The organism is Streptomyces sp. CY-1 (assembly GCF_047218265.1).
Taxonomy (GTDB): Bacteria; Actinomycetota; Actinomycetes; order Streptomycetales; family Streptomycetaceae; genus Streptomyces; species Streptomyces niphimycinicus.
This window is the reverse complement of the sequence record NZ_CP178393.1, coordinates 1,000,859-1,025,397: the sequence shown is the minus strand read 5'-3', so window position 1 is coordinate 1,025,397 and position 24,539 is coordinate 1,000,859. Positions and strand designations below refer to the sequence as shown.

Sequence of the window (24,539 nt, the reverse complement as noted above, 5' to 3'; positions counted from 1 at the left end):
TCCTCCGGGGTGGGCTCGTGTGCCGGACGGCGAGGAACTGGAAGCACCGGAAGAAGCGGAGACGGCGCGGACGCCGGGCGAGGCGCCGGAGCCCGGCCCGACGGCGGAGCCCGCACCCCGGCCCGCGCCGGGCCCGGCCGGTGTCGAGGTGTCCGCGCCCTGCTGGAACTGCCGTGCGCCGGTGGCCCCCCGGGACGCCCGCTGCGCGTCCTGCGACCGTACGCGCACCCATGTGCTGCTGGTCTGCGCCGAGCCCTGTCTGGAGCTCCGGCACGGCCCGGGCCCTCCGCTGCACATCGGCCGCCACCCGGACTGGGCGCCGCGGACCGCCGCCGCGTTCGCGGGCTGGAACAAGGTCTCCCGGCGTCATGCGTCGCTCACCGTGGAGCCGGACGGAAGCGCCTGGGTCGAGGAGCCCGCCGAGGGCTCCCGCAATGGCACGTATCTCAACGGCGCCCGGATCGCGCCCGGCGTGCGCACCCCCGTCCGCGACGGCGACCAGCTCCGGCTCGGCCAGCGGGTCGGCTTCGCCGTACGGCTGTACGGACCGGGGCCCGGCACCGACTGAGCCGGTGCCGGGTGGTGTCGCGGGGCGGCGACCCCCGGGCCGCCCCGCGTGCTCATGCCCGCGCACCGGGCGGAATGACGACCGCCCGCAGCGGCGCCAGCAGCCGGTTGGCCTCGCCCGCCCCCTCGAACGTGCCCAGGTTGTGGGCCTGGCCGGGCACCGCCTTCAGCGGCTCCTCCCCGCAGCGGTCGCCGAACAGCACCATGGCGGGGTGCGGGCGGTGCCGCCGCGACTGCCACACCAGCCCCTGGGCGTCCGGCACCTGGCGCCGGATCTCCCGCGCCCAGGCGCGGGTCTGCGCGTACTCGTCGGTCTCCAGCAGCCAGGAGGTCTGGAACACCGCGGCCAGATCCTCCTCCCGGACCAGCCGCACCAGGACCAGATCCTCGGTCACCCGCACCTTGGACAGCGAGCGGGTGGCCGCCAGCGCCCACGGCACCTGACGCCGCGCCTCCGGCCCGGTGAACTCCATGTCCCGCAGCATCACTTCGGCGAGGGTGGTGGCCGGTTCCACGGCGGCGTACAGATAGGGATACCGGTCCTCGGCGGTGGCGTCGAAACGGTTGCCACCGAAGAAGGAGTGCGCGGGCTTCGGGTTGAACTCGGTGCAGGCGTAGGCGGTTTCATGGCACCTCCACAGCTCGGTGCCCGCGCTCAGGGTGAACAGGTTCGGGCTCATGCGCGCGCCCTCGGGGGGCGCCTGCCTCACCATCCGCCGTCTCCCAACAGCGCGGCGGCGGCTTCGGTCAGCCGTGCGTCCGGCACCTGCCCCACCAGGGCGGCCGGTGCGTCGCGCAGCCAGGTGTTGCCGCCGAGCCACCAGTCCGCGGCGCCCCAGGGGTCCTGGTCGGACAGCAGCATTCTGTTGATCCGCTGCACCACCGGCCGTGGCTCACCGGTGTCCGGGTCGAACTGGAAGTCCGGGTAGCGATCGCCGCGCTCCGGGTCGGAGAGGCGGATGAGCCCGGCCCCGGCGGGATTCTCGGCGGCGGCGCCGGTGAGCCGCTCCGGCCCGCGCGCGGGGGCGGTCAGCAGCCGGTCCCGTACGGCCCGGGCGATCTCGGCGCTCGCGGGGTCCAGCGCCGGCCAGTCCACGGACTCCAGCAGCCGGATCAGCTCGGCCAGCCGGTCGGCGTCCGGCAGGACCGCGGAGGGAGCGGCGCCCCGGAACTGGTCCAGCTTTCCGCGCAGTTCGTTCTCGCGGGGGAGGGGCCGCAGCGCCAGTCGCACCTCCCGCAGCGCGGCGCGCACGGCCCTGGCGTCGTCTCCGGCGGCCCGCAGCCGCAGCACGCTGTCCTGGAACCCGCTGAACTGCGCGGCGGTCAGCGAGGCGCGGATCTCCGGCAGATGCCGGCGCAGCAGCTCCAGGAGATCGTCGGTGGTCATGGCTGTCGTCCTTCCGCGGATGCGTGGGGAGCGGGATTGCCCTGGTGGATGAATCCGGCCCAGGAGACGATCCGGGCCAGGCTCCCCGTATCGCTCTGCGTCTCGGCCAGCAGAAGGCCGGTCAGCCCGGGGACGGGATGGCGGTCGTGGTCGAGCATCCACAGTTGGGCGGCGCGCAGGGCGTCCGGCGGGGCCAGTCCGGCGACGGTCAGATGGTGGTGGAAGACCACCATCAGCGCGGCGGACGCGCTGTCCGAGACCTTCCACCGCGAGCCGACCACATCCGTGGCGCCACGCGCCAGCAGTGCGGTGGTCGGGGTCAGCGCCTCGTCGTGGTCGCGGCTGCTGAGGTCCGTCTCGCAGGCGCTGAGCACGATCAGCGGCCCGGTGGCGGCCCGTTCGCCGGCGGGCACGTCGAGAATGCGGGTCACCGTCAGCCTGCCCGGGGCCGCGATGTCCGCGGGGTCCTGGGCGTCCTCGGGCTGCGGGGCGTCTTCGGGGTCCGGACCGGCCAGATGGAGGGCCGAGTCGGTGGGCCGCAGCCCGGCCAGGCCGTGCACCACCAGATGCAGCAGCGAGGCGGCGGGCTCGGCCGGGCCTCCGGGGAGGTGGGAGAGCACATCCTCGGGGGTGCCCAGCGCGTTCTCGGGCGCGTCCTCGTGCCAGCCGTAGAGCAGGGCCGTGCTGTAGTACGCGGTGCGAAGGGCCGACACCTCGTCCTGCGCCCACGTCAGATCCCCGCTCGGGTCGGCCACCAGCACCGCGCGCTCGCTCGCGGGCACCCGGCCGCGCCGGGCGGCCCGCAGGAACTCACCGCCGGACGCGGCGTACGAGACGACCGCGTCTTCGCAGGCGTAGCTGTACGGACGCCGCGCACCGGTCCGTGGCCCGGGGAGGCGGGCGGCGTGCCAGGGAACGGCACCGAGGTTGCCGCACGGCACGAGGACCAGCCGGACCGGCTGCGTGGCGTGTTCCCCATGCCCCTCCGCCCGGGCGTCCTCCAGCGCGTCCAGTACGGGGGCGAGGACGGCCGGGCCCGCCCAGTCGCACAGCCCCTCAAGCGCCGCCTCCCAGCGCCGATGCGCCTCGGCGTACGCGTCCATGCCGTCCCCGGACACGGCGGACCGCCGGGCGCCCGCGTCCAGATAGCACTCCAGCGGCTCCCGGCCGGACGCGCCGAGCCCCGGCAGCGCCAGCGCCGTCGGCTCACCGGCGCTCCGCACCAGGACGGCCACGCCGTCGGCGGTGTCCCGCCCGGGCACCAGATACACCAGGGCGTCGGTGCCGGTGGCGCACAGCCCCTCCCGCAACTCCCCGATGCCGGGGGCGCCGAGCAGCCCGCGCAGCGGCGCCTCGCCGCTGTCCCGCCGCAGCACGTCCAGCGCGCGGCGGCGCAGCCTGCTGGGGATCTCGACGCCGGGGGCGGCCCCGGCCGACATGACCCGCGCGAGCGCGCTCCGGACCTCGTCCGGGGTACCGCCGCCGATGCCCGGCGCCACTCCGCCGCCGATGCCCGGCGCCACTCCGCCGCCGATGCCGGGCGCGACTCCGCCACCGACGCCGGGCGCGACTCCGCCGCCGGTCGGCGCGGTCCGGGGCGGGAGGTCCCGTACGGCGGTCCGCCACTGCTCGGCCAGCTCCGCCTCGCCCCGGGCGGCCAGTTGCTCGGGGACCCCGGCGGCCGCGGCCGCGGCCCGCAGCACCAGGCCACGTCCGTTCTCCAGCGACGCCACGGCCTCCTCGATCCGGCCGTCCACGGCGGCCCAGTGGGCGGCGAGCAGCCCACGGCTGGCCCCCGCCCTGGCCACCTCCAGGCCGTGCTCGGCGCCCAGTTGCAGCAGTACGTCCTCGGCCAGCACCCACAGCGAGGCATGGGCGGTGGCGACGGCCGCCCCCGTGTCATCGCGCTCCCGGTCGTCGCGGAGCCGGTACGCCTCGGCCAGCTCCCACAGCAGCTTCTGCCGGATGGCCGGGCTGGTGCGCTCGGTCAGTTCCCGCCTGGCCTGCTCCAGCTCCCCGACCGCCTCCTCCAGGGCGGAGCGCTCGCCGGTCGACCTGTGGATGGTGAGCAGCGCCATCCCGATGCCCTGCCGGATCCACACTCGCTGGTCGGGGGTCGAGGCGGGGCCGTCCAGGGCCCGGCGGGCCCTGGACACGGCCTCGGAGACCCGTACGGGATCCGGTTCGATCATGGAGACGAGGGCCAGCAGTGGCGCGCATTGCGCGTCCATGAGGGGCTGCGCGAAGGCCGGGAGCCTCGGGTGGTTCGCCGCCTCCTCGAAGTAGGCCACGCCCGCCCGCAGCGCGGGGATCCCGCCGTCCAGCGTGGCCAGGCACAACTGGGCCTGACCGAGCAGGAAGAGCACCAGGAATTGCCATTCGCTGCTCTCGCCGGTCTCCTCCAACAGGTCGAGCAGCTCGTCCAGCAGACCCTCCAGCGTTTCGGCGTCCCGCTCGTCCAGCGCTTCGTCGAGGCGCAACTGGAGGTGCATGCTCCGGGAGCACAGCCGTAGCCCCTCCGCGCCGGGCCCGGTCGCGTGTGCGGAGTCGAACACCGCGGAGGCGGGGCCGAAGAGCGCGTCGAGGCGGGCACGCGCCTGGTCGCGGTCGGTGAGGTTGCCGCCCAGGATGTTGGCCGCGGTGAGCAGTCCGGGCGAGATGACCCCGGCCATCCAGTCCACCCGTCCGGATCCGGTACCGGCGGCGGTGCCGATCAGCTCGGCCGCCTCGGCCAGCCGGTCGGCGTCACCCGTGCGCACGCCGTGTGCCATGCGGCTCATCGCCGCGCGCATCGCGGTCTCCGCCTCCTCACCGGCCGGCCCCTTGCTCACCTCATCGACCAGGGCCTCCAGATCCTCGGCCCGGACGGTGCCGGGCACTTCGAGCTCCAGCATGAGGGCGGCCTGAGCGAAGGTGAGGGCGGTCTCCTCCGCGGTGAGCTCCTCCAGCCGCTCGGTCTCATCGCCTCCGCCCGCCCCGGCCGCGGCGAACTCGGTGACCAGCCCGCTCAGGGCCCGTATCAGCGGGGAGTCGCGGTCCGGCATCCGCTCCGCCAACTGCGTGGCCAGGTCGGCCATCTGCTCGAAGTCCCCGGAGCGGGCGGCGGCGGGCACCCGCTCCAGGGCCTCGGCCGCCCACGACAGGGGTTCGGCCATGCCCTCGGGCAGGGTCGGCACCAGGTCGGTCAGCAGCCCGCGCAACTCGGCCAGATCGGCGGTGAGTTCGGACTCGCCCACGACCACCTGGCGGCCCACGTCGAAGGATTCGAGGAGGCGGGACAGCGTGCCGTCCCATCCGGCCATCATGCCGGGCGTCAGCAGCAACCGCACCAGATGGAGGGCGGAGGCCCGCTCGTCCGCTGGGTCGAGCGTCCCAGGGGCGCGCGCCGCCCTCAGTACTCGCAGGCCCCGGCTCCGGTTGTCGACCGTGGGGTTGCGCCGGTAGCGCTCGGCGTACAGGCCGCCGAGCCGGGCGCGCACGGTGCACAGCAGCGCGTCCCCGTCCGGCACGGCCGCCGCCAACGCGGCCTCCAGCTCGTCCAGTTCGGCGATGAAGCGGTCGAGCGACGCGGGGTCGGCGTCGGCGGGCGACTGATCGCCGTCGGACCGGTCCTTGGCCGCCGGGCCGTCGGACGAGCCCTCGGCCGCCGGACCGCCCGGCGGGGGCGGGGGCGGGACGATCCACGCCAGCGCGTCCGCCGCGGCTCGTTCGGCTCGGTCGCGTAATGCCGCGAGATCCCTGCTGTGCATGAAACGTCCCCCTTCGTCATGCCCCACTCATCATCCGCCCGTCCGCGCGAGCACAGGAGCCCTTTGATCGCTCTTCCCGGAAACCGCCCGGAAGACGTCCGCGAATCGCCCAGTCGGATACGCGTGTTCGGGGTCGCGCGGGAACTCCCGCCCCGTGGCCAAGGCGAAAACGGACATGGGGTGAATGATGCGACATGCTGTCACGCCCGGTGAGGCACCTTTATCGATGCGTGACCAAATGTGTGGGTGGCGTGCTTGCGCGCGCCCTACTCTCGCCGGTGACTCAACGTTTCTGCACAGAATTCCCGCGGCGAGAAGGGCGGAACGTACATGTACGGGACGATCGACGGGTTCAACTACGGGGCCACCACCCCGCTGGCGGCCTACCTCATGGCCTGTCTCGGGGGAGCCCTCGGCTTACGCTGCACCGCCCGTTCGGTACGTACTCAGCGTTCCTGGAAGCCGGGCTGGCTCGCGCTCGGCTCCGCGTCGATCGGCTCGGGCATCTGGACGATGCACTTCATCGCCATGATGGGGTTCCATGTGAAGGAGACCCCGGTCGGCTTCGACATACCGATCACTCTGCTCAGCCTTCTGGTGGCGATCGTCGTCGTCGGCATCGGCGTCTTCATGGTCGGCTACCGGGGCGTTTCCCCAGGGGCGCTGTTCTCGGCCGGTGTGTTCACCGGACTCGGTGTCGCGGGCATGCACTACATCGGTATGTCCGCGATGCGCATGCAGGGGCATCTGGAGTACTCCGTGCCGACCGTCCTGCTCTCCGTTCTGATCGCGGTCGTGGCCGCGACCGCCGCCCTCTGGGCCGCCGTGACCATCCATGGTTTCCGCGCCAGCCTGGGATCGAGCATGGTGATGGGGGTGGCGGTGACCGGGATGCACTACACGGGCATGGCCGCGGTCAGTGTGCGGCTCGACGATGTGCTCGGCGCCTCCGTGGGCGGTAACGCACCGGCTTCGCTGATCCTCCCCATGCTGATCGGCCCGGTGGTCTTTCTGGTGATCGCGGGGACCATCATCATGTTCGATCCGCTGCTGGTCCTGGGCGAGGGGGAGTGGAACGAGAAGAAGTCGGACAGCTCGCGCCTGCCCCCGCCGCCACCTCGGCCGGTCTGGCCGGCCCGGCCGCCGGAGGACCACATTCAGGCCCCGGCGAGCCGCCCGGCCCCGCCCCACAGCGGTCAGGAGTACGGCGGTTGGTGACGCCGTGGCCGGTCGGCCGGTCCGGGGCGCGACGAGGCGGCCGTGACTCACCCGCGGCGCGGACACCGATCCGCCGCCATGGCCGTCTCACCACGCCCCGTGGGCGCTAGGGTCCTTCTGGCGGATCTCCGTGGGAGATCCGCCAGAAGGACCCTAGTGGAACCGGCGCGTCCCCGACCAGCCCGGATCCCCGGTGGTGGCGAACCGCACCCAGGCGCCGTGCATCTCGGTGGCCAGCGACGGCGGGATGTCCGGTCCGAGCAGTCCGTTCGCCGTACGGAGCGCGGGCAGAGCGGTGTTGTCGAACACGAACGGGAGCTCAGCGGTGTGGCACGCGCCGAATGGCCCGCCCCGCCAGTCGAAGTCGTAGCCGAACACCTTGTCGTAGCGGGACACCAGCCGCTCACGGGCGTCGCGGAACATGGCATCGATGCCCGCGCTGTGTTCCGGCCGCTGGTAGAGCAGCGACTCCTGGGTGTTCGTGCCCACCAGCAGATCCACCGGATGTGGCGGGGCCACCTCATCGGGCTCATCGAGCACCACACCGAGCGGTGAGAGCCTCGGACCCAATCCGGGCAGGCCGGCGAGCGCGGACAGCAGACGCTCGTCGGGGATGGCGGCGAACGCCTCGGCCGTGGCCGGAACGCCCAGCCGGTCGGCCAGGGCCCCGGTCGTCTTCGCCGCCTCCGCGCCGGTCAGGGTGTGCAGCCCACCGCTCTGGCTGATCGCACCCCGGAACAGCCCGGCGGCCTCGGGAGTCACCAGCAGCGCGCTGATGATCATCCCTCCCGCCGACTGCCCGAACACCGTCACCCGGTCCGGGTCCCCGCCGTAGTCCGCGATGTGCTCGCGCACCCACCGCAGCGCCGCGAGCACGTCCAGCAGACCCCGGTTGCGCGGCGCGCCCGGCAGATCGAGCCAACCCGGCGCGCCCAGGCGGTAGTTGAGGGTGACCAGGACCACGCCGCCGCGGGCGAAGGACGTCCCGTCGTACAGCGGCGCCTGGCCGGTGCCGGAGAGGAAGCCGCCGCCGTGCACGAAGACCATCACCGGGGCGTTGCCATCGGTCCGGGGGGTCCAGACGTTGACCGTCAGATAGTCCTCGCCACGTACCCAGCCCTGACCCAGCACCGGGCTCAGATCCAGCGCGAACCGCCGCTCGGGCACCGGAGCCGTCGGCCCCGGCCCATCGGCGCCGGGCGCACCGTGTACGGGAGTCGGCGCAGCGAACCGCGCGGCGCCGGTCGGCGCGGCGGCGTACGGGATGTTCCGGAACACGCTCACCGCCATGCCGCCCACTCCTTCACCGCGAACCGCTCGCCGTCTCGCCGCACCTCGGCCGCGCTCGCGCCGGGGAGGTGCGCGGGGAAGAGCAGCGCGCCCTGCTCCGCGGCCTCTCCCAGCACCCGGCGCCGGGCGACCCGCGCCCGGGGCTCGTCCTCGTCGAAGCAGGGGCAGGCGTCCGGCTCCACGATCTGTAGCGGGCTGTGCAGCAGATCGCCCGCGAAGATCGCCCGATCCGTACCGGACCGCAGCCGCACCACACAGGAGCCGGGGGTGTGGCCGGGGGCGGGCTCGAGGCGCAGTTGGGCGTCGATGTCGTAGTGGTCGCCCTCCCACAGCACGGTCTGCCCGGCCCGGTGGACGGGGGCGACGCTGTCCTCGAACACGTTCGCCATCCGGGGGCCGGAGCGGGTCCGGTGCCCGTTCTCCGGGTTCCAGTAGTCGAAGTCGGTCCGGGTGAACACATACTCCGCGTTGGGGAAGGTCGGCCGCCACTCACCGTCCGTCCACGAGGTGTTCCATCCGACGTGGTCCCCGTGCACATGGGTGCAGATCACCAGGTCCACATCGGCCGGGCGGACCCCGGCCGCGGCCAGATTCCCGAGGTAGTCCGTGTGCAGATGGTGGAAGTGCGGCACATCCGGCCGCTCCCGGTCGTTGCCGATACCCGTATCGATCAGGATCGTCCGGCCCTCGCTGCGGAGCAGCCAGGTCTGGATCATCGTACGTACCTCATCGGCGGCCGGATCCAGGAATTCGGGCGCCAGCCAGCCCTCGTGCGCGCGCCAGTGCTCCATGGCCACGTCGGGAAAGATGAAGTCGCGCGGCAGACCCCTCGGGGCCACCTCTACCACGCGGGTGATCTCGACGTTTCCAAGCGTGATGGTGTCCATGACTCCAGCCTGCGCCCCGGCGGGCGCCGGCGGTATCCGTCATATGACTGCACCAGGGGCTGACTGCACCACGGGCTAGAGTCGAGGGATGACCATGGTCGGGCGGGAGAGCGAGAGCGCGGCCGTACTCGGTCTGACCAGCGGTGTGCTGATCCTCACGGGGGAACCGGGTGCGGGCAAGAGCACCCTGCTCGGCCTCGCGGCGGATCGCCACCGGGGCCGGGTGCTGCGGATGACGGGCAGCGAGAGCGAGGCGAACCTGACGTTCGCGGGGCTGCACCAGTTGCTGCGGCCGGTGCTGGGCGAGACCGCCGGGCTGTCGGCCCGGCAGCGGTCGGCCCTGCTCGGCGCCATCGGCCTGGGGGACGCCGAGCCCCACGACACGGGCCTCGCGGAGGCCGGGCCCCACGGCACGGGCTTCGGGGACGCCGGGCCCCACGACACCGGCCTCGGAGACGCCGAGCCGCACGACACCGGCCTCCGACAGACCGAGTCCGGCGGTGTCGAGAGCGGACACGGCGGCCCGCCCGACCGGTTGCTGCTCGGCGTCGCACTGCTCAATCTGCTGTCGGACCTCGCCCGGCGATCGCCCGTCCTGGTGGTCGCCGACGATGTGCAGTGGATCGACGCCGGCTCGCTGGAGCTGCTCGCCTTCGCCGCCCGGCGCATCGGCGACGAACCCCTCGCCGTGCTGGCCGCGGCCAGGGACACGGCGGGTGAGGGCACCCGGGGCGGGGCCACGGCGCCGTTCTCCGGCTTTCCCCTGCGCACACTGGGCCCGCTGGACGCGACCGCGGCGGGCCTCCTGCTGGACCGGCAGCCGCATCCGCCGACCGGCCGCGGCCGGCTGCGCATCCTCGACCAGGCCGCCGGGAATCCGCTGGCGCTGGTCGAACTGGCCCGGGCGAACGGCGCCTGCGGCGCGGGCTCGGCCGACTCCGCCGAAGCGGAGCTGCTGCCGCCCACCGACCGCCTGATGCGGGTCTTCGCCGCCGACCTCGAAGCCCTGCCCGAGGCCACTCGGCAGGCGCTGCTCCTGGTCGCGGCGGACGACCGGGCGGTGGCGGGCCGGGTCGAGGCGCTGGCCCCGGCCGAGGCCGCCGGACTGCTGCGACTCACCGGTGGCGGCCACGACGGCTGGCGCGCCCGCTTCCGGCATCCGCTGATCAGGTCCGCGATCTACCACTCCGCACCGCTGGCCGCCCGCCGTCGGGCCCACCGCGACCTCGCCGCGCTGCTCGGCGCCGAACCCGACCGCCGCGCCTGGCATCTGGCCGCCGCCGCGGAGGGGCCGGACGAGGAGATCGCCGCCGCCCTGGAGGAGTCGGCGGCCAGGGCCCGGGGGCGTGGCGGATACACCGCCGCCACCACCGCGCTGGAACGTGCCGCCGAGCTGAGCCCCGGGCGCCGCGACCGCGCCCGCCGTCTGGTGGCCGCGGCGGGTGTGGCGGTGTCCACCGGCCAGCCGCACTGGGTGCGCGGGCTCGCCGCGCGGGCCGTGGAGCTCACCGACGACCCGGCGCTGTCGGCCGAGGCATCGCTGCGGGTGGGCCAGGTGCTCACGCTGAGCACGGAGCACGACGCCGCGCTGTCCCTGCTGCTGCGGGCGGCGGAGGATCCCGGGCTGCGCCGGGTCGCGCTCGCCTCCGCGTCGGTGGCGGGCTTCTACTCGGGCGACGAGGAATACCGCCTCGCCGTACGGGCCCGGGCACAGGACGATCCCTGGACGCTGGCGGTGACCGACCCCACCGCACACCGGTCCGAGCGGGTGGCGGCGATCCCGGCGCTGGTCGAGCGGGCGGACGGCGACCCCGCCAGGCTGATCTCGCTCGGCGCCATGGCCTGGTTGCTCGACGAGACCGCACTCGCGGTACGGATCTTCGACGACGCCCTCCACCGCTGGCGGCTCGGCGGCACCCTGCCCATCGGGCTCGGCTGCTCGGCCGGTTGGGCGTATCTGGACCACGGGCTGTGGGCGCAGGCCCGTACCGCCGCCGTGAACAGCAACTCCGCGGGCGCCGGGCTGCCACACCTCGACGCCGCCGCACGGTCGCTCGAAGCCGCGGCCCTCGCGCTGACCGGCCGGACGGACGAGGCCCGCACCGCGGGCTCCGCCGCGCTGGCCCTCGTCGACCCGCACCGCAGCCGCGCCGTCGCCGTCCGGGCCAGGTGGGCGATGGGCATGGCTGCGGTGGCCGACGGTGACCACGTCGGCGCGTACGAACAGTTCCGCCTGCTGTTCACGGCCGACGGCGACCCCGTCCACTACGCGTGCTCCTTCCCCGGAGTCGCCGAACTGGCCGCCGCGGCCGTCCGCACCGGCCACGGCACCGAGGCCATCGCCATCGTGGAGCGCACCGCCGACCGGCTCGCCGAGGACCCCTCGCCCCGGATCCGCATACTGATCCACCGCGCCCGTGCGCTGCTCGACCCGGCACATGCCGAGCCGCACTTCGCCGCGGCCCTCGCCGAACCCGAGGGCGGCCAATGGCCCTTCGAACGCGCACAGCTTCTGCTGGACCACGCCGAATGGCTGCGCCGCCGCCACCGCATCACCGAGGCCCGCCACCAGTTGAACACCGCGCTGGAGACCTTCCGCCGCCTCGGCGCCCGCCCCTGGATCGACCGCACCCAGGCCGAACTGCGCGCCGCCGGGATCGAATCCGCCCCCACCAGCCCCGACGCCCTGACCTCCCTGTCCCCGCAGCAGCAGCACATCATCCGCCTGGCGGCGCAGGGCCTGAGCAACCGTGAGATCGGCGAACGGCTCTTTCTCTCCCCCCGCACCGTCGGCTCGCACCTCTACCGAAGCTTCCCCAAACTCGGCGTCACCGCCCGCTCCCAGTTGCGCGATCTCATCGAGGCGTCCTGCCCGTCGTAGTGGCGGTGGCCGCACGGGCTCCCGGCGATCGCCACCGGCAGGGCAGCTCCACCGCGACGACCGTCGGCCCGCCCCGCGGGCTCGTCACCGTCACCGTTCCATCGAGCGCGGCGACGCGGCGGCGTATCCCGAGCAGTCCGGAGCCACGTCCGGAGCCACGTCCGGAGCCACGTCCGGAGCCACGTCCGGAGTCGCCTCCGTAGTCCCGTCCGGAGTCATCTCCGGAGCCGAGCCCGGGGGAGCCACCTCCGGAGCCACTCGTCTCGTCGGCGCCCGATACGCCCGTGACGGCCTCGGCGCCACCTCGTCCCTCGTCGCGCACCGACACACCCAACCCGCTCGGTGTCCGGGTCAGCCGGACCTCGGCCCGGTCGGTGCCACTGTGCCTCGCCACGTTCGCCAGCGCCTCCGCCACGACGAAGTACGCGGCCGTCTCGACCGCCGCCGGCGCCCGTATCCCGTCCTCCAGACCGTCCATCCGCACGGTGACATCGAGCCCGCTGTTCGCGGCGAGCGCCCGTACCGCCCCGGCCAGGCCACGGTCGGTGAGGACCGGCGGATGCATGCCACGCACCACCTGGCGCAGCTCGGTCAGCGCCTCTTCGGCCAGGTCCTGCGCGTCGTCCAGCATCCTGCGCGCCGCCGTCGGATCCCGGTCGTAGGCCCGCTTCGCGAGGCCGATCCGCAGGGACAGGGAGACCAGCCGCGCCTGGGTGCCGTCGTGCAACTCCCTTTCGATACGGCGTAGTTCGGCACCGTGCGCGGCGATGGCGCCCGCCCGTGTTTCCGCCAGCTCCGCCACCCGCTCGGTGAGCCGCGCCGTGTCCGTGGCCGCATCCGTATGCGCGTCCGTGTCCATCGGGCCGGGCCGCCGACGGCGCAGATACGAGCCGAACGCCAAGGCGAGCGTGCACACCAGCAGGGCCATGGCCCGCACCGCGTGCCGCATCGTTCTCCCCATGCCGACGAGGCTAGAAGACCGGCCGGACGCACGCGGGAGAGCGAGCCGCCCCATCGACGGTGGAGCCCGCTACACCCCCGCCCCGGCGGCGAGCCCACGCCCGCCCGCGCGGTCCGGGATTCACCGGCATGGACGCATCAGGGTGCGGTAGCGCGCCGAGGAAGCCATGGTGGACGGACCGGTCCGCCGAGAAAGGCACCCGATGACGGATCTTCAGGAAGTGGACCGCATCGCCACGGCCGACCACCATTTGGCGGTCGTGACGACGACGCGCGCCGACAGCTCGGTCCAGGCATCGGTGGTCAACGCCGGGATCATCGGCCATCCGGTCTCCGGTGAGCAGGTGGTCGCCTTCGTCACCTACGGCCGCGCCAAACTCGCCCATCTGCGGGCACGACCGCGGGCCACCCTGGTCTTCCGCGCCGGATGGAACTGGGCCGCCGTCGAGGGCCGCACCGAGATCGCGGGGCCCGACGACCCGTTCCCCGGGGTCGATCAGGAGCGTCTGCGGCTGCTGCTGCGCGAGATCTTCACCGCCGCGGGCGGCGCGCACGACGACTGGGGCACCTACGACCGGGTGATGGCCGAGCAGCGCCGCGCCGCGGTCTTCGTCCACCCCGAGCGCGTCTACAGCAACTGACCCCCGAGGGCGGCCCTGGTCACGGCACCCGTGATGTCCACTCCGGCGAGCCGAACTTCCCGGCCGCCAGCAGCCGCGCCGCCGCCGACTCCTCGTCCGTCACCTTGCCGTCCGTGAGCCCGTACCGCCCGCGGAACGCGGCCACCATGCGGTCGATGACGGCCGGGCGCGGCAGCCCGGTCTGGCGGCGCAGCGGGTCCACCCGCTTGTCGGCGCTCGCGATGCCCTTGCCGGACAGCTTCTCCCGCCCGATGCGCAGCACCTCCACCATCTTGGCGGCGTCGATGTCGTACGACATGGTCACGTGGTGCAGCACCGCACCGCCGTGTGCCGCGATCCGCTTCTGCGCGGCCCCGCCGACCTTCCCGGCCTCCGTCGCGATGTCGTTCAGCGGCTGGTACCACGCCTTGACGCCCATCTCGCCCAGCGCGCCCAGCACCCAGTCGTCCAGATAGGCGTAGCTGTCGGCGAAGGACAGGCCGGAGACGAGCGACTGGGGGACGTACAGCGAGTACGTGATGGTGTTGCCCGGTTCGACGAACATCGCCCCGCCGCCGCTGATCCGCCGGACGACCGTCACCCCGTGCCGCTCGGCGCCCGCCGGGTCGACCTCGTTGCGCAGGGACTGGAAGCTGCCGATGATGACCGCCGGACGGTCCCATTCCCACACCCGCAGCGTCGGCGGCCGCCGCCCGGCGGCCACCTCGTCGGTCAGCACCTCGTCCAGGGCCATGTGCAGCGCCGGATCCTGTGGCCCCTCGTGGATGAGCTGCCAGTCGTAGTCCGTCCAGTCGGTGGCACGGGCCACCGCCCGCCGCACCGCGATGCCCACGGCCTCGGCGGAGAAGCCGAACATCACGGTGTCCGCGGGCAGTGCCGCCTCGATGCGGGCGGCGAGCGCCTGCGCGTCCGCGTCGGTGGGCGCGCCCTCCAGGGCCCGGTCGATGGCGTGCAGCGCCTCGTCCGGTTCCAGGAAGAAGTCGCCCGCGACCCGCACCCCGCGCAGCACGCCGTCGTGGACTTCGAGATCCACGACGACCAGCTTGCCGCCCGGCACCTTGTACTCACCGTGCATGCCTGCACCGCCTCCTGTTTCCGCCCCGGCGCTCTCGATCATTATCCCGCGCCGGGGGCGGCTTCGGTCGGCACCGGTGATCCGGCGGGGTCAGGCGCCCGTGGTCGAGCCCGGCCGGACGATCATGAGAATGGTCACCGTCGCCCACAGCAGGTTGAACGCGCCTGTGAACATGGCCAGTTGGGCGGTATCGGCCCGTTCCAGGGCCTTGCCCCCGCCGAGGCTGTCGATGAGCTCGTCCTGGCGGGGCAGGACGAAGGCGACCAGGACGCCGGCGGCCGCGGCCGTCAGCGCGATGGAGGCGGTGAGCCAGCCGCTGCTGAGGACGCCCATCACGGCGGCCGTGGCGAATCCGAAGACGGGCACGGTGAGGCCCAGCTTGGCGTAGACGCGGCAGATGCGGTGCAGAAGCCGGACCGTGCCCAGGTCGGCCTCGCCCTCGGCGGCTGTCGCCGCGGCAGCGTGGGCGTTGCGGGCCGCGGGCGGGAACATGCTGGCCGCGACGGTGACGGGGCCGATCGCGACGATGGCGGCCAGGACATGCAGGGAGAGCAGGATCTTGGTCATCGGGTGGTGTCCGGCTCCCTTTCGAACGTGGCAGGCACCGCGTCTCCTTCCGAGCGTGGGGCGGCTGGTGCGCGCCCCACGCTAGGGAGTCGCGAGAAGATCACCCAGGGGCTGGAACGACAGAAGTCAACGGATTCTCGCCAAGTCGGTCCCATCGGTCACCGGTGTGGAGACAGGGGAAGGTGGTCATCCGTCGATGTACTGCGCCACCCCGTGGCCGAACGACCAGTCGGCCGACTCGTTCTCGGTCAGGGTGATGAAGACATTTCGCGGCTCGGTCCCCGCGTACTCCTGGGCGAGCTCGGCGATCCGCCGGTACAGCGCCTGCTTCTGTTCCGGTGTGCGCCCCGAGCGCATCGTGAGCGCGATGTAGACGATGCCGTTGTCGCGGGGCACACCGAGGTAGTCGTCGTAGCGCAGTATGCCGCTGGTGCCGTCATGGCTGGTCAGGACCTGGAACCGGTCGTTGGGCGGGAAGCCGATGGTTTCCACCAGGGCGTCGTGCACGGCACGGCCGAGCGCGTCGAGCCGGTCGGGGCCGGCCCGCAGCGCGTCGATGCGGACGAAGGGCATGTCGGGGCTCTCTTTCGGGCGAGTCGGTCGGCGGAAGGTCACGGGCTCAGGGGCCACGGGCTCAGAGGACATGGGCTCAGCGGGCATGGGCTCAGCGGGCATGGGCTCAGCGGACATGGGCGGTGAGCAGGCCGAGCGCTCCGTCCATGGCCCGGGCGTACACCTCGGCCGAGTCGGCGGCGCGGGCCAGCACATAGCCGCCCTGCAACACCGCGACCAGCGCGGTGGCCGTGCTCGCCGGGTCGAGCCCGGTGTCCAGCTCGCCGTTGGCCCGGCCCTCCGCCAGCAGCCCGGCCAGCCGGTCGGTGAGCCAGGCGAAGGTCTCCTCGACCGGTCGGCGCAGATCCGGATCGGCCATCACATCCGGGTCCTGGGTGAGGCGGCCGACCGGGCAGCCCTTCAGGGCGTCCCGCTCCCGCCGCAGATAGGCGCTGATCCGCTCGACCGTGGTGCCGGGACCGCTGAACTCGGCCTCCGCCCTGCCCCTCAGCTCCTCGGCGCTGCGGCTGATCGCGGCGAGCGCCAGATCGGGCTTGCCGCGGAAGTGGTGGTACATGCTGCCCTGGCCCGCTCCGGATCGCTCCTGGATCGCCTTCGGGCTCGTGCCCACATAGCCGCGCTCCCACAGCAGCTCGCGGGTGCTTGCGATGAGTCGCTCCCGGGTGTCCATGAGGCAAGATCATACATACTAGTAGGTACAAATTGAAGCGCGCGGACGGCCCTCTGGGTGAGAGGATCACGCCGTACTGGGTGGGCTGGACCGGACGGTGGAAGGTGACGATGTACGCGATATCCCTGGGCGACGACGGTGCGGAGCTGCGCCCGCTCGAGCCGTGGCAGGCCGAGGAGTTCCTTACGCATATGGACCGGGGACGGGAATCCATCGGCCGGTACATCCCGCTGGCGGACGCCGTCTCCGACCTGGAGTCGGCCCGGGCGTTCCTCCAGGGATACGCGGACAAGGCGGCCTCCGACACCGGGCGGATCTATGGCATCTGGACGGACGGCAAGCTGGTCGGTGGAGTCCTCTTCCGGACGATGGACATCAACCAGGGCACCGCGGAGGCGGGTTGCTGGCTGGAGCCCTCGGCGGTGGGCAAGGGGCTGGTGACCCGGGCCTGCCGCGTGATCATCGACTGGGCCGTCGAGGAGCGGGGCATCCACCGCGTGGAGTGGATTGCCGCCGCCGCGAACGAGGCCAGCATCGCCGTGGCCCGGCGGCTGGGGATGACGAAGGACGGCGTGCTGCGGGAGAGCTATCTGCGCCGGGGCGAGTGGCAGAACAGGGAGATCTGGTCGGTGCTCGCACCGGAGTGGCGGGCGCACCGGAAGCCCTCCTGAACGGCGGCCCGGAAACCGTCCTGAACCCTGCGTCATGCACGCTGACGGCGGGGTCGGCGGGCAACGGTGATGCGCGCCACCTCCAGCATCCCCACCCCGGGGTCCAGCCCGCACAGCCGCCCCTCGTGCCCGTCCTCCCGCGCCCTGCGCAGCAGCGCGCCCGTTCCGCACCCCACGTCCAGGACGGAGCGGGCGGACATCACCAGGGGCAGGTAGAACGTGAAATCGCCGCGCTCGTCCCAGGGGCAGAACAGGTCGTACAGCGCGGCCAGCCGGCGATCGGAGAACTGTGTGTCCACCATGGCCGTCACAGTGCCCGTGGCCCGGCGGAGCCGCAAGGCCCGGCACCCGTCCGCGGCGTCGTGGGCGGGCCGTCCTACGATCGAAGGGGGCCCTTGCCGTCTCCGGGAGTTCTCGATGCCCGACCCGATGCCCGACTCGTCCGATCCGACGCCCGACTCGTCCGACCCGATGCCGGAATCGCTCGACCAGCGGCTGGAGACCATCGCGCGCCACCCCTTCCGTGCGAAGTTCCATCTGCGTGGTCGTGATCGGGCCACGGCCGAGCTGAATGGCCCGTCGACGATGCGCTGGCACGCGTACGACCTGATCGCCAAGCGGCTGGCCCCCGCCGAGCCGTACAAGGACGGCAAGCAGACGCCCTACCGCGGCCACCCCGTGTTCGTCGCCCAGCATGCGACCGCCACCTGCTGCCGTACCTGCCTCGAGCGCTGGCACCGGATCCCCAAGGGACGGGAGCTGAGCCGCGCGGAGCGGGCGTATGTGGTGGGGGTGATCTGCCGTTGGATCGAACGCGAGGTGGCGGCGGGCGGACGGTGAGGGATCAGCCCGGGACGCCGTCGAGCCCCAGTTCGCGGGCGGCGCGCGCGAGGGAGTCGTTCTGCTGCCGCGCGTAGAGCGCGAAGGGGTCCAGGACATCACGGCCGATGGCGCCGGAGAGCCATGCCGCGTCGTGGGCGGTGCCCTCCTGGCCGTTGTCCCGTACGCCCTCCCCGCTGAGGTTGGACTGGAAGATGCCGGCGGCGGAACGGGGCAGGAAGTCCTCGTAGACGATGGGCTCGGCCCGCAGCCAGCCCCGTTCCAGCAGTTCGCCGAGGGTGGCGGGCGGACGGCTGCCGTCGCGCGGGCGGTCCGGTGCCATGTGGTAGGTGAACCACCCCAACCCCCGGGCGGCCAGCTCCCGTTCGGTGTGGGGCAGATGCTCCTCCCATACGCCGCGGGCCAGTTCGCCCCGGTCCACCCCGGGGTGGCGGGCCACTTCATGGTCGACGAGGGTGAGCAGCCGGTCGTACAGGGCACGGCCGTCGTGGGTGAGGGCGATACCGCGGGCCTCGACCTCGCCGAAGCGCACCCGCAGGGCGCCGGTGGTGACGCCGCCGTCCGCGAGGCGCATCGCGCGGGGTTCGTCGAGGGCGCGGAAGGAGGTCTGGCGCAGCAGGACGTCGGGGCCCTTCCAAGCCGGTGGCCCCTGGATGGTGTCGATCATCCGGATGCCGCGGTCGGTCATCCGCCGGTAGAGCTCGTCGATGTCCAGGACACGCGGGGTGAGGTGGTTGATGTGGGTGCTGCGGACACCGCCGATGTCCGCGGCGACGGCGGAGATCCTCTCCAGGGTCTCGTACCAGACCTTGTCCACCGGCTCGGGTGACAACTCGAAGGCGGACACGGCGAGGTGGAGGAAGCGCTCGGCGCCCTCCTCGGGCAGCCCGTGCTCGGCCGTCGCACGGTCGGCCAGGGCGAGCAGCTCCGGCGGGAACAGCTCGCGGCCGGCCAGGAAGGTCTCCAGCCGGGAGCGCAGATCGGCGTCGAAGAACCGCGGGTCGGCGGTGGTGAGCAGGGAGGTGAAGACGCGGAAGGGGTTGCGCGCCAGCTCCTCCCCGTCCACCGGGCGGAAGGCGGTCGAGACCACGGGGACCGCGCTGGCGGCGGCCTCGCGCAGATCGTAGAAGCCGACCGGGTGCATGCCCAGGGCGCCGAAGACGCGGGCCACCTGCCCCAGCTCCTGAGGTGTTCCGACCCGGATGGCGCCGTGGCGTTCGGCGGTCACCCGGCCGATGGACCCCAGACGCTCGGCGTCGGCGCCCCGTGCGCGCAGCACGTCCTCGTTGACCTCGCGCGAGACGTCCACGAGCGTGGTGTACGCGGGGACTTCCCGGCCGTACATGTCGGAGAGCCGTGCCGCGAAGGCGGCGCGCAACTGCCACTGGCTGACCATGGGTGAATTCTGCCTTTCCGTCGGGGACGTGCCGGATCGGGGCGGGGATGCCGAGCCCGGTCCATAAGTTTTTTGCCACCCGCGGAGCCGATCGGTAAACCTCTCCGGCCCCGACCGCGTCTTGATCGGCAACGGACGCACAGCACCGGTGACCTTGGCAAGGCCGGTTTCCTGTCATCTATACACGACATGTATACATGGACTGCATACTCGCAGTGTATGCACTCGGTGTATAGCGGACAGCCGTGTGCTCCTGGGAACAACAGACGGAAAGGCATCCATGTACGGCAAAGCATTCGCTCCTGAGTACCAGGGCTCCCTCACCACCCTGTCTGTGAACTCCTCGCTGGTCGACGTGCTGGCGGCGGGCACCGAGCAGTTGCGGGCGGCCGAGCGGGGCGGCTCCCCGGGCGAGGCGGCCCGTGCGGGGCTCGCGGTCGCCGAGGCGCACCGGAGGCTGGGGCAGGTGGGCGAGGCCGACCGCGAGTGGAAGGCCAGTTACCGTGCGGCCCGTGCGGCGGGGGACGTCGGAGCGATGGCGTGGGCGCTGTGGAGCGGAGGCACGCTCGCCCGGCAGCGGGGCGCGCTGGCGCTGGCGTGGCGGCTGCTCGGACTCGCGGCCGAATTCGGCGAACGCGGCGGGGACATCGTCGTCCGTGGCTACTCGCTGGCCGGGATGGCGGAGACCGGCCGCATCCAGGGCGACTACGAGGCCGTGGGCGCGCTGCACGAGCGGCTCCTCGCCGAGGCACGCAAGCGCGGCGAGGCACGGCACACCGTATGGGCCCTGGAGGGCATCGCCCAGATGCACCGCAACACCGGGTCGTACGACTCGGCCTACGCGATGTTCCAGGAGGCCGCGGAGATAGCCGCGGGCGCCGACGACCGGCGCGGACACGCATGGGCGCTGCGCGGCATGGCCGACATCGTCTCCGTACGCGACGGGGATGTGGAGCGCGCACTGGAGCTGCTCTCCGGGGCCGAACTGACCTGCCGCGAGATGAACCTGGTGAGCGCGCTCGCGTACAACCACAAGATGCGCGGCAATGTGTTCTACCGCGCGGGGCGTTACGAGGAGGCCCGCGCGATGTACGAGCAGGCCCTGGAGGAGTTCCGCGATATGAGCGAGCCGCGCGGCGAGGGTCTCGCCCGGCTCGGGCTCATCAAGTCCCTGGCCCGGCTGGGCCGCGACCGCGCCCGGACCGACGAGGACCTGACCGAATTGGCCGCCGTGCTGGAGCGGATCGGGCTGCGGCACGCCCGCCGGATGGTGGACCGTGCCCGGGAGGAGTTCGGCCTCACGGAGGCGATGGAGGTGGCACTGTGACGACGGCGTTCCCCGTGCTCCTCGGGGCATACGAGACCACCACGGCTGCGCACGAGCCCACCGCGACCACGGACGGAACCGCCGCGACCGCCGGCGAAATCCTGCACCGCTGCCGGGAGTTGGTGCGCCCGGCGCTGACCGAGACGGTCGGCCGGCTGCACCCGTGGGTCGGCGAGATGGCCGCGTACTCCTTCGGCTGGTGCGATGTGGGCGGTACGCCCGCCGAGGGAACGGGCGGCAAGGGCGTGCGCCAGGCACTGGCCGTGCTGTGCGCGGAGGCCGCCGGGGCATCCGGCGAGGCTGCGGTGGCCGGAGCGGTGGCGGTGGAGCTGGTGCACACCTTCTCGCTGCTGCACGACGACATCATGGACGGCGACCAGACCCGGCGTACCCGCCCCACCGTGTGGAAGGCGTACGGGACCGGCCCGGCCGTGCTCGCCGGTGACGCCCTGTTCGCGCTGGCCGTGGAGGCACTGGCCGCTGTGCCCGGCGCCGGAGCCGCGGCCGCGGTGCGGCGCCTGAGCGTGGCCCTGGGCGACCTCGTCCGCGGCCAGGCGGACGACCTGCTCTTCGAATCGCGCCCCTGGACCGGCCCCGAGGCGGTCGGACCGGAGGAGTACCGCACGATGGCCGAGCACAAGACCGGCGCGCTGCTCGGCTGCGCCGCCGCCCTGGGCGCCGCGCTCGCCGGGGCGCCGGAGAGCACCGCGGCCACCCTGGACCGGGCCGGACGGCATATGGGCGTGGCGTTCCAGGTGGCGGACGACCTGCTGGGCATCTGGGGCGACCCCGCGGTCACCGGCAAACCCGTCCACCGCGATCTGCGGCAGCGCAAGAAGACCTTCCCCGTACTCGCCGCCCTGAGCGCCCGCGGCCCCGGCGCCTCGGCCGCCGGGCAGTTGGCCACGCTCCTGGAGGAGTCCCCGGACACCCCGGACGACGCCACCACGCGCCGGGCCGCCGATCTGGTCGAGCGGGCCGGTGGCCGCTCGGCGGCCTTGGCGGAGGCCGACCGTCACATCGCCGCCGTGGAGAGGTGCCTGGACGGTCTGCCGCTCGCGCCTCGCGCGAGCGCGGAGCTGCGCACCCTGCTGGGCTTCCTCGCGCGGCGCGACATCTGACCTGGCGGGGGATGGCGCGCCCCCTTGCGACGGATGCGCATGCCACTCGGGTCCGCGAAACCCTAGGCGACAGCGGGGTGCTCCCGCTGATGTTCGTGTACTTCGCCGCCATCGCGGTGGCCGGCGTATGCGCGGTCACCGCCCTCCGGGGGTAGAAGGTCCGACTACACCGTCACGAGAGGAGAGGACGACACATGACACGCATCGTGCGCTTCGCCGATGACGCAGGGACCGTCCGGACGGGAGTGGCCGACGACACCGGCGGGGTACGAGCCTTCCCCGGAGCGCCGCTCATCGCCGAGCTGCTGCGGCTGCCCGTGGCGGAGCTGCGGGCCCTGGTGGAGAACACCGTCGCCGGACCGGCGGCCGTCCATGAGCCGGACGTCCTGCCGCTGCCGCCGCTGGACGGGCTGATGGAGCTGTGGGCGGCGGGGGTGACGTATGAACGCTCGCGCGAGGCCAGGGTGGAGGAGAGCACCGAACAGTCGGTGTACGAGCGGATCTACGACGCCGAGCGCCCCGAGCTGTTCTTCAAATCGCCGCCCTGGCGGGTGGTGACCGACGGCGAGCCGATCGCCGTACGGGACGACTCCGCGCTGAACGTCCCCGAGCCCGAACTGGCGCTGGTGCTCAACCGGCACGGCGAGACCGTCGGCTATCTCGTCGCCGACGACGTCAGCTCACGGTCCATCGAGGGCGAGAACCCGCTCTACCTCCCCCAGGCCAAGATCTACGCCGGAAGCGCCGCCGTGTCCCCGGCCATCGTGCCCGTGTGGGAGATCGACGCGCCCGACGCGCTGGACATCACCATGGCGGTATGGCGCGACGGCGAGGCGGCCTACCGGGGGTCCACCTCCACCGCCGCGTTCCACCGCACCCCGCAGGGGCTGGTGGACCATCTGTGGCGCTCCCAGCCCTTCCCCGACGGCGCCGTGCTGTCCACCGGCACCGGCATCGTGCCGGCGCTCGACTTCACCCTCCACGCCGGGGACGTGGTGGAGATCTCCATCGAAGGGGTCGGCACCCTGCGCAACCCGGTACGGGCCCGGCAGTCCGACCTGGACTGGCTGGTGGAGGCCATCAACCATCCGCTGACCCGCCGGGCCCACCGCAGCGCCTTCCCGGAGTGATCCGCCGCCGCGGCGGCGGCGTACGGGACCGCCGTGGCCACCGGCGCATTCCGGTCGCGTGGCCGCTGACCTGCGGTGTCACCGCCGAAGCAGCCACGGTCGGGTCCTCCGCGTCCATGCTGTAGAACGTTTGCTCGATTACGCGGGTACGCTGCACATATGGGTGCGTATCTCCAAGGCTCGCTCTTCGACCAGACCGACGACATCGGTCTCGGCTCGCTGCGCGGGATGCGCAGGACCGAGCTCGGGTCCGGGGCCTGGATCGATCTGCTGCCCGGGTGGCTGAGGGGAGCGGACGACCTGTTCTCCCGGCTCGTCGCCGAGGTCCCCTGGAAGGCCGAGCGGCGGCACATGTACGAGCAGGTGGTGGACGTCCCACGGCTGCTGTCGTTCTACGGCGCCGAGGACCCGCTGCCGCACCCCGTCCTGTCCGAGGCCCGGGAGGCGCTCTCCACGTACTACGCCACCGAGCTGGGGGAGCCCTTCACCACGGCCGGGCTGTGCTACTACCGCGACGGCCGGGACAGCGTGGCCTGGCACGGCGACCGCAACGGCCGCGGCGGAAGCGAGGACACCATGGTCGCCATCCTGTCCGTGGGCGCGCCCCGGGACCTGCTGCTCCGCCCGCGTGGCGGCGGCAGCGCCATGCGACGGCCACTCGGCCACGGCGATCTGCTGGTGATGGGCGGCTCCTGCCAGCGGACCTGGGAACACGCGATCCCCAAATCCTCCCGCGCCACCGGCCCGCGGATCAGCATCCAGTTCCGCCCCAGCGGCGTGCGATGAGGCCGACTGCCTGGCCACCCGACCACCCCGGCCACGGCCGTCCGCCGTCCGTCCCCGCCGTGATTGTTACGCTGCGGCGGTGATTCCGCCGACCGTCGACGAGGCGCGTGCGCTGCACGAGAAGTACGCGCCGACGCGTGCGGCCCTGGACCTCGTGTACACCCACTGCGAGATCGTCTACCATATCGCGGAGCAGCTCATGGCGCGCGCCGGGCTACGGCTCGACGCCTCCCTCGTTCGCGCGGGGGCGCTGCTCCATGACATCGGTGTGTATCGGCTCTACGATCACACGGGCCGGCTCGACGAGGGCGGCTACATCCGCCACGGAGTCCTCGGCCACGAGATCCTCCGTCAGGAAGGCTTTCCGGAGCCCCTGTGCCGCTTCTGCTCCCACCACACGGGCGTCGGCATCACCCGGGACGACATCCGCGCACAGAAGCTGGATCTCCCTGCGGCCGACTACACGGCCGACACCACCGAGGAGCAACTGGTGATGTACGCGGACAAGTTCCACAGCAAGACCTCGCCACCGAAGTTCCTCACCGCCGACTCGTACGCCACCCATGTGCGGAGATTCGGCGGCGCCAAGGTCGATGGATTCCAGCTTCTGCGCGAGCGGTTCGGCGAGCCCGACCTCACGTCCCTCCAGGCGCGGTACGGCCACTCGCCGGGCTGAGCCTGGGCTCGGGCGCGGCTGGTTTTGGTCCAGACCATTGACACCTATGGCTCGGGGCGCTGTCATGGGGGACCGTCAGCTCTGGAGCGTGCCCTCAGGCGGACGCCCTCGGGTGGATGCCCCCATG

At 72.9% G+C, this 24,539-nt stretch carries 22 protein-coding genes and 1 pseudogene; 11 read left to right on the top strand and 12 right to left on the bottom strand.

The annotated features are described in order from the left end of the window. Window positions 1–19 precede the first annotated feature (19 nt). Complete coding sequence (locus ACK1X7_RS04460; protein ID WP_385152419.1) at window positions 20–568, top strand: FHA domain-containing protein; 549 nt, start codon at window positions 20–22, stop codon at window positions 566–568. A 52-nt stretch (window positions 569–620) separates the two neighbouring features. Here ACK1X7_RS04460 and ACK1X7_RS04455 read toward each other — a convergent pair whose 3' ends face one another. The 3 genes from ACK1X7_RS04455 to ACK1X7_RS04445 are packed head-to-tail and all read right to left on the bottom strand — an operon-like array spanning window position 621 to window position 5,703. Then, on the bottom strand, window positions 621–1,247 hold the full coding sequence (locus tag ACK1X7_RS04455) for an RES family NAD+ phosphorylase (RefSeq protein WP_382947832.1): 627 nt from the start codon (window positions 1,245–1,247) through the stop codon (window positions 621–623). A 26-nt stretch (window positions 1,248–1,273) separates the two neighbouring features. Next, window positions 1,274–1,954, bottom strand: coding sequence for a hypothetical protein (locus ACK1X7_RS04450; protein ID WP_385152413.1), 681 nt, complete (start codon window positions 1,952–1,954; stop codon window positions 1,274–1,276). Beyond that, on the bottom strand, window positions 1,951–5,703 hold the full coding sequence (locus ACK1X7_RS04445; protein ID WP_413114657.1) for a CHAT domain-containing protein: 3,753 nt from the start codon (window positions 5,701–5,703) through the stop codon (window positions 1,951–1,953). Before ACK1X7_RS04445 ends, ACK1X7_RS04450 begins: the two co-directional genes overlap by 4 nt. Before the next feature lie 330 nt (window positions 5,704–6,033). Between ACK1X7_RS04445 and ACK1X7_RS04440 the strand changes: the two genes are divergently transcribed. Next, window positions 6,034–6,921, top strand: coding sequence for an MHYT domain-containing protein (locus ACK1X7_RS04440; RefSeq protein ID WP_385152407.1), 888 nt, complete (start codon window positions 6,034–6,036; stop codon window positions 6,919–6,921). Window positions 6,922–7,074: 153 nt separating this feature from the next. On the opposite strand, the gene ACK1X7_RS04435 is transcribed toward ACK1X7_RS04440, so the two are convergent. Both ACK1X7_RS04435 and ACK1X7_RS04430 read right to left on the bottom strand, forming a co-directional pair. Further along, on the bottom strand, window positions 7,075–8,211 hold the full coding sequence (locus ACK1X7_RS04435; protein WP_413114656.1) for a carboxylesterase/lipase family protein: 1,137 nt from the start codon (window positions 8,209–8,211) through the stop codon (window positions 7,075–7,077). Then, window positions 8,202–9,098, bottom strand: a complete 897-nt coding sequence (locus ACK1X7_RS04430; RefSeq protein WP_385158313.1) for an MBL fold metallo-hydrolase — start codon at window positions 9,096–9,098, stop codon at window positions 8,202–8,204. Before ACK1X7_RS04430 ends, ACK1X7_RS04435 begins: the two co-directional genes overlap by 10 nt. 88 nt (window positions 9,099–9,186) lie before the next feature. Here ACK1X7_RS04430 and ACK1X7_RS04425 point away from each other — a divergent pair, with 88 nt between their 5' ends. Continuing rightward, on the top strand, window positions 9,187–11,979 hold the full coding sequence (locus ACK1X7_RS04425) for an ATP-binding protein (protein WP_398161044.1): 2,793 nt from the start codon (window positions 9,187–9,189) through the stop codon (window positions 11,977–11,979). Here the strand turns inward: ACK1X7_RS04425 and ACK1X7_RS04420 are convergent. Further along, a complete protein-coding gene (locus ACK1X7_RS04420) occupies window positions 11,954–12,940 on the bottom strand; it encodes a sensor histidine kinase (RefSeq protein ID WP_413114655.1) in 987 nt (328 codons plus the stop codon). The genes ACK1X7_RS04425 and ACK1X7_RS04420 overlap by 26 nt on opposite strands. Window positions 12,941–13,142: 202 nt before the next feature. Here ACK1X7_RS04420 and ACK1X7_RS04415 point away from each other — a divergent pair, with 202 nt between their 5' ends. Beyond that, window positions 13,143–13,580 carry a TIGR03618 family F420-dependent PPOX class oxidoreductase gene (locus tag ACK1X7_RS04415; RefSeq protein WP_385157982.1) on the top strand — a complete coding sequence of 146 codons (438 nt, stop codon included), beginning with the start codon at window positions 13,143–13,145 and terminating at the stop codon, window positions 13,578–13,580. A 19-nt stretch (window positions 13,581–13,599) separates the two neighbouring features. On the opposite strand, the gene ACK1X7_RS04410 is transcribed toward ACK1X7_RS04415, so the two are convergent. The 4 genes from ACK1X7_RS04410 to ACK1X7_RS04395 all read right to left on the bottom strand — a co-directional run bounded on the left by ACK1X7_RS04410 (window position 13,600) and on the right by ACK1X7_RS04395 (window position 16,465). After that, a complete protein-coding gene (locus ACK1X7_RS04410; RefSeq protein WP_390795453.1) occupies window positions 13,600–14,655 on the bottom strand; it encodes a lipoate--protein ligase family protein in 1,056 nt (351 codons plus the stop codon). Window positions 14,656–14,745: 90 nt separating this feature from the next. Continuing rightward, complete coding sequence (locus ACK1X7_RS04405; protein WP_385144961.1) at window positions 14,746–15,222, bottom strand: hypothetical protein; 477 nt, start codon at window positions 15,220–15,222, stop codon at window positions 14,746–14,748. 186 nt (window positions 15,223–15,408) lie between these two features. Continuing rightward, a complete protein-coding gene (locus tag ACK1X7_RS04400; protein WP_385144963.1) occupies window positions 15,409–15,795 on the bottom strand; it encodes a tautomerase family protein in 387 nt (128 codons plus the stop codon). 106 nt (window positions 15,796–15,901) lie between these two features. Beyond that, on the bottom strand, window positions 15,902–16,465 hold the full coding sequence (locus ACK1X7_RS04395) for a TetR/AcrR family transcriptional regulator (protein WP_364012469.1): 564 nt from the start codon (window positions 16,463–16,465) through the stop codon (window positions 15,902–15,904). A 110-nt stretch (window positions 16,466–16,575) separates the two neighbouring features. Here ACK1X7_RS04395 and ACK1X7_RS04390 point away from each other — a divergent pair, with 110 nt between their 5' ends. Further along, window positions 16,576–17,136, top strand: a complete 561-nt coding sequence (locus tag ACK1X7_RS04390) for a GNAT family N-acetyltransferase (RefSeq protein WP_216340572.1) — start codon at window positions 16,576–16,578, stop codon at window positions 17,134–17,136. 50 nt (window positions 17,137–17,186) lie between these two features. On the opposite strand, the pseudogene ACK1X7_RS04385 reads toward ACK1X7_RS04390, so the two are convergent. Continuing rightward, window positions 17,187–17,438: pseudogene (locus ACK1X7_RS04385) on the bottom strand (methyltransferase domain-containing protein); the annotation flags it as partial. A 115-nt stretch (window positions 17,439–17,553) separates the two neighbouring features. Between ACK1X7_RS04385 and ACK1X7_RS04380 the strand changes: the two are divergent. Further along, on the top strand, window positions 17,554–17,976 hold the full coding sequence (locus ACK1X7_RS04380) for a DUF4186 domain-containing protein (protein WP_385144967.1): 423 nt from the start codon (window positions 17,554–17,556) through the stop codon (window positions 17,974–17,976). Between the two features lie 4 nt (window positions 17,977–17,980). Here ACK1X7_RS04380 and ACK1X7_RS04375 read toward each other — a convergent pair whose 3' ends face one another. After that, window positions 17,981–19,372 carry a 2-oxoadipate dioxygenase/decarboxylase family protein gene (locus ACK1X7_RS04375; RefSeq protein ID WP_390795455.1) on the bottom strand — a complete coding sequence of 464 codons (1,392 nt, stop codon included), beginning with the start codon at window positions 19,370–19,372 and terminating at the stop codon, window positions 17,981–17,983. 280 nt (window positions 19,373–19,652) lie between these two features. Between ACK1X7_RS04375 and ACK1X7_RS04370 the strand changes: the two genes are divergently transcribed. From ACK1X7_RS04370 to ACK1X7_RS04350, 5 genes are all read left to right on the top strand, one after another. Beyond that, window positions 19,653–20,699, top strand: coding sequence for a tetratricopeptide repeat protein (locus ACK1X7_RS04370; protein ID WP_385144969.1), 1,047 nt, complete (start codon window positions 19,653–19,655; stop codon window positions 20,697–20,699). Continuing rightward, entirely contained in the window at window positions 20,696–21,820 is a 1,125-nt protein-coding gene (locus ACK1X7_RS04365) for a polyprenyl synthetase family protein (RefSeq protein ID WP_385144971.1), read from the top strand. The genes ACK1X7_RS04370 and ACK1X7_RS04365 overlap by 4 nt, the downstream gene beginning before the upstream one ends. A 194-nt stretch (window positions 21,821–22,014) precedes the next feature. Continuing rightward, a complete protein-coding gene (locus tag ACK1X7_RS04360; protein ID WP_385144973.1) occupies window positions 22,015–22,950 on the top strand; it encodes a fumarylacetoacetate hydrolase family protein in 936 nt (311 codons plus the stop codon). 159 nt (window positions 22,951–23,109) lie between these two features. Continuing rightward, window positions 23,110–23,736, top strand: coding sequence for an alpha-ketoglutarate-dependent dioxygenase AlkB (locus ACK1X7_RS04355; RefSeq protein ID WP_385144975.1), 627 nt, complete (start codon window positions 23,110–23,112; stop codon window positions 23,734–23,736). 79 nt (window positions 23,737–23,815) lie between these two features. Beyond that, window positions 23,816–24,412 carry an HD domain-containing protein gene (locus ACK1X7_RS04350; protein ID WP_413114654.1) on the top strand — a complete coding sequence of 199 codons (597 nt, stop codon included), beginning with the start codon at window positions 23,816–23,818 and terminating at the stop codon, window positions 24,410–24,412. Window positions 24,413–24,539: the final 127 nt, after the last annotated feature.

Bases quoted from the DNA above. Each gene is read 5' to 3' on its own strand.
- ACK1X7_RS04455 (WP_382947832.1), bottom strand. From the start codon at position 1,247: ATGAGCCCGAACCTGTTCACCCTGAGCGCGGGCACCGAGCTGTGGAGG.
- ACK1X7_RS04450 (WP_385152413.1), bottom strand. From the start codon at position 1,954: ATGACCACCGACGATCTCCTGGAGCTGCTGCGCCGGCATCTGCCGGAG.
- ACK1X7_RS04445 (WP_413114657.1), bottom strand. From the start codon at position 5,703: ATGCACAGCAGGGATCTCGCGGCATTACGCGACCGAGCCGAACGAGCC.
- ACK1X7_RS04440 (WP_385152407.1), top strand. From the start codon at position 6,034: ATGTACGGGACGATCGACGGGTTCAACTACGGGGCCACCACCCCGCTG.
- ACK1X7_RS04435 (WP_413114656.1), bottom strand. From the start codon at position 8,211: ATGGCGGTGAGCGTGTTCCGGAACATCCCGTACGCCGCCGCGCCGACC.
- ACK1X7_RS04430 (WP_385158313.1), bottom strand. From the start codon at position 9,098: ATGGACACCATCACGCTTGGAAACGTCGAGATCACCCGCGTGGTAGAG.
- ACK1X7_RS04425 (WP_398161044.1), top strand. From the start codon at position 9,187: ATGACCATGGTCGGGCGGGAGAGCGAGAGCGCGGCCGTACTCGGTCTG.
- ACK1X7_RS04420 (WP_413114655.1), bottom strand. From the start codon at position 12,940: ATGGGGAGAACGATGCGGCACGCGGTGCGGGCCATGGCCCTGCTGGTG.
- ACK1X7_RS04415 (WP_385157982.1), top strand. From the start codon at position 13,143: ATGACGGATCTTCAGGAAGTGGACCGCATCGCCACGGCCGACCACCAT.
- ACK1X7_RS04410 (WP_390795453.1), bottom strand. From the start codon at position 14,655: ATGCACGGTGAGTACAAGGTGCCGGGCGGCAAGCTGGTCGTCGTGGAT.
- ACK1X7_RS04405 (WP_385144961.1), bottom strand. From the start codon at position 15,222: ATGACCAAGATCCTGCTCTCCCTGCATGTCCTGGCCGCCATCGTCGCG.
- ACK1X7_RS04400 (WP_385144963.1), bottom strand. From the start codon at position 15,795: ATGCCCTTCGTCCGCATCGACGCGCTGCGGGCCGGCCCCGACCGGCTC.
- ACK1X7_RS04395 (WP_364012469.1), bottom strand. From the start codon at position 16,465: ATGGACACCCGGGAGCGACTCATCGCAAGCACCCGCGAGCTGCTGTGG.
- ACK1X7_RS04390 (WP_216340572.1), top strand. From the start codon at position 16,576: ATGTACGCGATATCCCTGGGCGACGACGGTGCGGAGCTGCGCCCGCTC.
- ACK1X7_RS04380 (WP_385144967.1), top strand. From the start codon at position 17,554: ATGCCCGACCCGATGCCCGACTCGTCCGATCCGACGCCCGACTCGTCC.
- ACK1X7_RS04375 (WP_390795455.1), bottom strand. From the start codon at position 19,372: ATGGTCAGCCAGTGGCAGTTGCGCGCCGCCTTCGCGGCACGGCTCTCC.
- ACK1X7_RS04370 (WP_385144969.1), top strand. From the start codon at position 19,653: ATGTACGGCAAAGCATTCGCTCCTGAGTACCAGGGCTCCCTCACCACC.
- ACK1X7_RS04360 (WP_385144973.1), top strand. From the start codon at position 22,015: ATGACACGCATCGTGCGCTTCGCCGATGACGCAGGGACCGTCCGGACG.
- ACK1X7_RS04355 (WP_385144975.1), top strand. From the start codon at position 23,110: ATGGGTGCGTATCTCCAAGGCTCGCTCTTCGACCAGACCGACGACATC.